The sequence below is a fragment of the Arthrobacter sp. M4 genome, from assembly GCF_020251205.1.
Classification (GTDB): domain Bacteria; phylum Actinomycetota; class Actinomycetes; order Actinomycetales; family Micrococcaceae; genus Arthrobacter.
Map to the genome: position 1 here is coordinate 25,388 of NZ_JAIWYX010000027.1, position 7,506 is coordinate 32,893.

General features: G+C 63.1%; 5 protein-coding genes. 3 read left to right on the plus strand and 2 right to left on the minus strand.

The window, feature by feature from the left end; all coding sequences use genetic code 11:
* Positions 1-105: 105 nt before the first annotated feature.
* Positions 106-1,266: a serine protease gene (locus LD110_RS22500; RefSeq protein ID WP_225502171.1), complete on the minus strand. Its 1,161-nt coding sequence runs from the start codon at positions 1,264-1,266 to the stop codon at positions 106-108.
* Between the two features lie 674 nt (positions 1,267-1,940).
* Between LD110_RS22500 and LD110_RS22505 the strand changes: the two genes are divergently transcribed.
* The 3 genes from LD110_RS22505 (at position 1,941) to LD110_RS22515 (ending at position 6,341) form a co-directional block, all read left to right on the plus strand.
* Entirely contained in the window at positions 1,941-4,160 is a 2,220-nt protein-coding gene (locus LD110_RS22505; protein WP_225502172.1) for an NADP-dependent isocitrate dehydrogenase, read from the plus strand.
* Between the two features lie 177 nt (positions 4,161-4,337).
* Positions 4,338-5,840 carry an FAD-dependent oxidoreductase gene (locus LD110_RS22510; protein ID WP_225502173.1) on the plus strand — a complete coding sequence of 501 codons (1,503 nt, stop codon included), beginning with the start codon at positions 4,338-4,340 and terminating at the stop codon, positions 5,838-5,840.
* A gap of 81 nt (positions 5,841-5,921) precedes the next feature.
* Positions 5,922-6,341 (plus strand): DoxX family protein, encoded by a 420-nt coding sequence (locus LD110_RS22515; protein ID WP_225502174.1) that lies wholly within the window; start codon positions 5,922-5,924, stop codon positions 6,339-6,341.
* A 151-nt stretch (positions 6,342-6,492) separates the two neighbouring features.
* On the opposite strand, the gene LD110_RS22520 is transcribed toward LD110_RS22515, so the two are convergent.
* A partial coding sequence (locus tag LD110_RS22520) for a hypothetical protein (protein WP_374200381.1) occupies positions 6,493-7,506 on the minus strand: 1,014 nt, incomplete at its 5' end.

Here is a 7,506-nt window from a genome sequence, read left to right on the forward strand (position 1 = left end):
AAACCGGGAGGGGACGGCCGCTTCATTGGTGGGGGTCGCCGTCGTACTGCTACCGGGCGGGCGACCAAACGCCAGGGTCCCGTGGCTTCTCAGCCAGCACCTCCGCTAGGCCGCGGTCGAGGCGTTTTGGTAACTCTGCTGAATCACTGTGCCCCAGTACGGAGCGTACATTTCGCTGGATCCGCTGCCGTATCCGTAGCTGTTCACGGAGTTCTGGTAGCCGCTGGAGGAGGTGCCCATGAACCAGGGACCGCCGGACGCGCCGCCTGTCATGGTGCACGGGATGCCCTGGGTATTGAACTGCGGGTTGTTTTGATCGTCATGCGCCGTTCCGGAGCAGCTCTGGAGTGCTTCGCCGCTGAATGGCGGGGCTGCTGGGTAGCCGTAGGCCTTGTAGTCCAGGCCGCGGGGTGCGTTGAACGCGAGGCCGGAAGCCCCCACGACGTCCGTCAGGCTGCGGCCGTCGAGTGGGTTGATCACTGCGAAGGCTGTGTCGTACTGGACGTTGCTCTGCGAGCTCCATTCGACGGGGGAGTAGAACGATTTTGCCGTCCACTTCCCGTACGGGGCCGAACCGTTCGAGTACGCCGGTACGAAAACAAAGTTGCTGGCCATTGAGCCCGTGCCGCCGGTAACGCAGTGTCCCGCCGTTGCGATGGTGCTCTTGTTTGCCGATGTCACGGCGTTGGCTGAGCAGACGTAATCTGCTCCGTTCACCGTGAAGAACACCTTGCCGATGTGGGACGTGGAGGACTCGGTCGCGTAGACCTTGCGGGTCAGCGAGTCCGATCCAGCGGTGGATGCCGGAGATTGGCTTCGAAGCGTGGGGTTTGTGCCTTCCACTGCGCTGGGCCGGGTTGCCTCAATGGTGGTGGGATGGCCAGTTGCCACGGGCTGGGGGGTTGCGGGCGACTGACGGGAAAGAGCCAGTGCCTTGCCCGCAAGGATTTCGCCGGGAGCGGCGGCCCGCATCCGGTCGGCCGTCCAGTAGTCCGCCGCATTAATTACCGTCTTCAGCGCGGCGACGGCGGTTGAAGCGACAGTGGAGCCCGCTCCGCTAACGACGGCGGCGCCTGGGCTGCTTTCATTCCCGGTGGTCCCGGCCTCGGTGGTAGCGCTCCCGGTGGTCCCGGTCTCGGTGGTTCCGCCGGTGATGACCGGCGCTGGAAGTTCGACGGCGGCAGCCGCGCCTGCGCTGCCCACAGCGAGCACGGTGGCGGCGGAAAGGGTCAGTAGGGTGGAGGTCAGTGTCCTTGTTCTGGTCATGCTTGTCCTAGGTGTTGATCCGACGGAGGCTGGCCAGCGGACGTTTCCGCCGACAGACGGGTCAGAACCTACCAAAATATGACAAATTTTGTAAAGTCTTGTTGCGAATCTTGTCATTTCAGGGTATTGCGGGCCGGTTCACTTGCGTTCCGGATATCCGACGATCCTCTGGCGCATTGCGGCCGGCGGGAGTACCTTCGATCCAATACCAACAATCGTCTGACTGGGCGGGCGCACGATCACGTGTGGAGGTCAGTCATGTTCTCGTTTACGCGTTGGCTTAGACACCCCGATCGGGGGAGTGCGGCAACAGCTGAAGCCCTTCGCCGCTCGGTGGCATCTTCAGGCTGGCCCCCGCCTTCGTATGGGGATCGGCGCTACCAGGCTGGAGGATTTAGTGGGCAGTTCGCCCCTGGACGCATTGAGGAACCGTCGAGGCGGCGGACCCTTGGAGCGCGAGTGGCGTCCGCTAGCGTGACACGGAACACATGGCCGAGTGGCCAGCCATACAAGAAGCCCTAAAACTAGGCCTCCGGCCTCATCCTGGTCACGTCACGAAGCCGTCTGCAGTGCCCTGCGGTGGAGGTCAAATCTGTCTCCTCGGGTAAGTTAGGTATGTTGAAACAGCACCAGATTCTCGGATCTACGCAGAGCTTCAGGGAGACACCCCGCCAATGGCCAAGATTATCTACACCCACACTGACGAAGCGCCGATGCTCGCCACCTACTCGTTCCTTCCGATCATCGAGGCTTTCGCTTCGACCGCCGGTGTGGAGGTGGAAACGCGTGACATCTCGCTGTCTGGCCGCATCATCGCAGCCTTCGGCGACTACCTGACCGCCGAGCAGCAGACCAGCGACGCGCTGGCTGAACTCGGCGAACTGGCGAAGAAGCCGGAAGCCAACATCATCAAGCTGCCCAACATCAGCGCCTCCGTCCCGCAGCTGAAAGCCGCCATCGCGGAACTGCAGGCCCAGGGCTACAACCTGCCGGATTACCCGGACAGCCCCTCCTCCGACGAGGAAACGGATATTCGCTCCCGCTACGACAAGATCAAGGGTTCCGCCGTGAACCCGGTTCTTCGCGAGGGCAACTCTGACCGCCGCGCTCCTCTTTCGGTCAAGAACTACGCCCGCAAGAACCCGCACTCCATGGGCGCTTGGAGCTCGGACTCCAAGACCAACGTGGCGACCATGGGAGTGGATGACTTCCGCTCCAACGAAAAGTCCGTGGTCATCAAGGCCGACAACACCCTGAAGATCCAATTCGTCGACGAGGACGGTGCAGTCAAGGTCCTCAAGAGCGGTTTCCCGGTCCTGGCCGGCGAAGTCATTGACGGCACCGTGCTCCGCGCTGAGGCCCTGGACAACTTCCTGGCCGCGCAGGTGAAGCGTGCCAAAGAAGAGGACGTGCTGTTCTCGGCACACCTGAAGGCCACCATGATGAAGGTTTCCGACCCCATCATCTTCGGCCACGTGGTGAAGGCCTACTTCGCTGAACTTTTCGACACCTACGGCAAGCAGCTCGCGGCAGCTGGCCTGAGCCCAAACAACGGACTCGCCTCCATCCTCAACGGTATCGACGAACTGCCCGAGGACATCCGTGAGGATGTTCGTGCTGCCATCGCCAAGGGCCTTGAGGAAGGCCCTGCTTTGGCCATGGTTGACTCGGACAAGGGCATCACCAACCTCCACGTGCCCAGCGACGTTATCGTTGACGCTTCCATGCCCGCCATGATCCGCATTGGTGGCCACATGTGGGGTCCGGACGGACAGGAAGCGGACACGCTGGCTGTCATCCCGGACAGCTGCTACGCCGGTGTCTACCAGACCGTGATCGACGACTGCCGTGCCAATGGCGCCTACGACCCCACCACCATGGGAACCGTACCCAACGTTGGCCTCATGGCCCAGGCCGCCGAGGAATACGGCAGCCACAACAAGACCTTCGAGATCGAGGCAGCCGGTACCGTCCAGGTTGTTGACGGTTCGGGTGCCGTGCTCATCGAACACCAGGTTTTCCCTGGTGACATCTGGCGTGCATGCCAGACCAAGGACGTGCCGATCCGCGACTGGGTCAAGCTGGCCGTTACCCGTGCCCGCGCTTCCCAGACTCCGGCCGTGTTCTGGCTGGACGAGGAGCGCGCCCACGACGCCAACCTGATCGCCAAGGTCAACGAATACCTCAAGGACCACGACACCGAGGGTCTTGAGATCAAGATTCTGTCTCCCGTTGAAGCCACGGCCTACACGCTGGAGCGCATCCGTAAGGGCCAGGACACCATCTCGGTAACCGGCAACGTCCTCCGCGACTACCTGACGGACCTCTTCCCGATCCTGGAACTCGGCACCAGCGCCAAGATGCTTTCCATCGTCCCGCTCATCAACGGCGGTGGCCTGTTCGAGACCGGTGCAGGCGGCTCCGCCCCGAAGCACGTCCAGCAGTTCCTGAAGGAAAACCACCTCCGCTGGGACAGCCTCGGGGAGTTCCTGGCTTTGGCTGTGAGCTTTGAGCACCTGGCCGCAACCACGGGCAATGCCCGTGCCCAGATCCTGGCTGACACGCTGGACCGAGCCACGGGAACGTTCCTCCTGGAAAACAAGTCCCCGCGCCGCAGCGTCGGCGAGCTGGACAACCGCGGAAGCCACTTCTACCTGGCCCTTTACTGGGCCCAGGAGCTGGCCAAGCAGTCTGACGACGCAGAACTCGCTGCAGCTTTTGCTTCGGTTGCCGATGCGCTGACCTCTGCTGAAGCGGACATCGTTGCTGAGCTGGCGGCTGTACAGGGCTCGCCCGTGGACATCGGCGGCTACTACCGTCCGGATGCAGCGAAGGCCTCCGAGGTTATGCGTCCTTCGGCCAAGCTGAATGAGGTCCTGGCCACCCTGGCCTAGTCCGTACTCGGTTTATTTCATGCGGCCGCGTGCCGCATGAGTGCAAAGCCGGCCCACCGGAACCATCCGGTGGGCCGGCTTTTGTGTTCAGGCAACGGTCTGGATTTAGTGCACCTCCGGAGCTACCTTGTAGTCACTTGCTCGGAAGCGCCAAAACTGCAGGACCAGGAGTCCACCATGACGTCCCTCTGGCTCGATCGTCGTCGCACGGCGGGTACTACCGCGACTGTCAGGGATAGCTTCATCCCCGAGGAGGACGTCGACGCCGTCGTCATCGGAGCGGGCCTGACCGGACTGGTCACCGCCCTTCTACTAGTCCGCTCGGGCATGAGGGTTACAGTGCTGGAGGGCCGCACCATCGGGGGCGGAAACACTGGCCTGACCACCGCAAAACTCAGCATCCTCCAGGGCACTGTTCTGTCCGGGCTCCGCAAGTTCTACTCGGCGCACGTGGTGGCCGCGCATGTTGAGGGCAACAAGGAAGGGCAAGCGTGGCTGCTCCGGTACCTTGACGAACACGGCACCCCGTACCAAGTGCGGGACGCGTTCACTTACGCCACGACGGATGACGGCGTCCGCCAGTTGGAAGCCGAGTTGAAGGCCGCAAAGGAAGCCGGGCTTGGTGTGCTGACCACCCGCGAAACAGGTCTTCCATTTTCCGTTCGGAATGCAATTCTCTTGCCGCGGCAGGCACAATTCGACCCCATGGACGTCCTTGAAACACTGGCAGCCGATATTCGCGGCAGAGGAGGGCGGATCGTGGAGCATTGCCGGGTGCACGACGTCGAAACGCCCGGAAGGGCAAAGGTAGTCACCGACGCCGGTTCGATGAACGCTGAAACCGTGGTCTTGGCAACCGGCCACCCAATCCTCAACCGCGGACTTTACTTCACCAAATTGTTGGCCCACCGCTCCTACGCCGTGGCGATGAACGTTCCGGATCCCTCCACGTTGCCCCAAGGGATGTACCTTTCGGCGGAATCGCCAGTGCGTTCGGTCCGGACCACACCGGGCGACAACGGCGAGATCCTTATGGTGGGAGGGAACGGACACCCCACCGGCCGCTTTCCGTCCCCCAAGCAGAGGGTCGACGAGCTCATTGCCTGGGGCCGCGAACACTTCTCCGGCGCGGAACCGATGCTTGCCTGGGGCGCGCAGGACTACAAATCCGTCAGTCTGATGCCTATCTTCGGTCTTTTGCCCCGTGGCGCTGGGCGGATCTACGTGGCAACGGGTTACAACAAGTGGGGAATGACCAATGCCGTCGTGGCCGCCCTCGGTATCTCATCGCAGATCCTTGGCGGCGGTCCGGCTTGGGCCAAAACCCTTCACCACCGAGTCACGCACCCCGCCGGGGTGACGTCATTTGCCGGTCTAAACCTGGGTGCGGCCAGGGCAGTGGCCGACGGCCGTTCGCGAGTGGCCAAGGCGCCACACGACGGCGTTCCGGCCCCCGCCGAAGGGACCGGCATCATCACCCGCGACGGCACGCCCACAGCGGTGTCAACTGTGGATGGGCAAACCTGCAAACTTTCTGCGGTCTGTACACATTTGGGTGGCATCCTGACGTGGAACGATGCAGATAAGTCCTGGGATTGCCCGCTCCACGGATCCAGGTTCTCGCCAACCGGGGAGGTCCTTGACGGCCCCGCGAACAGAAACCTTCGCAGGCTGGATTAGGGTCCATACTCCTCGTGATTGCTAGTCCGGTACACACTGCTGTTTTTGGTACTTGAGGGTGGCCGTGGCAACTTTGACTGCGTGAGATTCCTACAGGCTTCACCTGCTTCCTCCGCCCGCGGCACAGCAATCCTCCGCATTGTGTTTGGCTGCCTCATGTTGGTCCATGGAGTGCAGAAACTGGCGTCCGGGCATGAAGCGTTCGCGGCCTCGGTCGCCGCCATGGGCGTCCAAAAGTCCGACGTCGTGGCGTGGCTTGTGATTGCCGGGGAAACAGGGCTTGGGCTGCTTTTGGTGCTTGGAGCGTTCACCCGGGTGGCGGGTTTCCTCGCGGCAGTTCTCTATGCGTCCATTTGGTTTGTGACTGAGGCAGGGAAGCCCCTCCTGACAGATCGCCCTGGGGTCACCGCCGAGCTGTTGATCCTGTACGTTGCCGTTTCGATTGCCTTTATGTTCCTCGGTCCCGGTGCACTGTCCCTCGATAGGCGCCTGAGCCGCTGATCTCCCGCATTGGGACTTGAGGGGCCCTCTAAGGGAGGGCCTAACGCCAGCACCGGCGTCGGATGCCGGTGCTGGCGCTTGTAGACTGCTCCGCAATGACCTTGGCCATGAGGAGCGGTCCCCCAATAAAGAAACCGCCGTAAGCAGTTCCTTATGCTCGCGCTGTGGCGCGAGTCCTACGGCCGGATCCAAGAAGGATCAAGCCAACCAGGATTGATGCGGCAGCCAGCAACACCCAGTACGAGTCGAAGCCGGTGGCCGCTAGTGACTGCCCGGATGGCTGCGCGGCCATTCCGGCTCCTGCCAGTGACGAGGAACCGCTCAGCGCGGCGCTGGCGCCTGTGGTCCCCGCAATGCCAGTACCGCTTGCAGTAGTTCCTGCGGCACCGGTTCCTGCACCTGCTTCAGCGACGCCGCCCGTGGTTGGAGCGCTTGTAGTCGGTGCCTGGGCAGGGGGTGCGGCTACCGGTCCGCTGTTGGGCGGTGTAACCGTGGAACCAAAGGCTTCGATTCCTACGCCTGCGACGCCAAGATCAACCGCACCTGGAAGCAGCCCGCCGAGGATACCCGTCGTTGCCCCACCCACTGATGCTTCACCGAGGATGCCGTTGTCGAGCAGATTGACGGTAGTTCCGCCTGCGGTGACGGTGGCGGCGGGGTTGGTGCCGTCGGTCAGGACGTTGGCGGTGTTGTCGCCGAGGCTGGCCAGGTTGCCAAGGTCGCCCAGGGTCCCGACGCCGGTGAGGTCACCCGTTCCGGTGCCGAGCGTCCCGGCGTCGAGGGCGTTGATGGTGGTGCCGCCTGCGGTGACGGTGGCGGCGGGGTTGGTGCCGTCGGTCAGGACGTTGGCGGTGTTGTCGCCGAGGCTGGCCAGGTTGCCCAGGTCACCCAGCGTTCCAAGGTCACCGGTGCCGGTGCCCAGCGTCCCGGCGTCGAGCGCGTTAACCGTGGTGCCAGCGGCAGCGACGGTAACAGCCGGGTTTGTGCCATCCGTCAGAACATTGGCCGTGCCATCGCCGAGAGCGACGTTTGCGGCGTTCCCGGTGCCGAGGGCCCCGGCGTCGAGGGCGTTCACTGTGGTGCCGCCTGCGGCGGCCGTGATGGCCGGGTTGGTGCCGTCGGTCAGAACATTGGCCGTGCTGTCGCCGAGGGTGGCCAGGTTGCT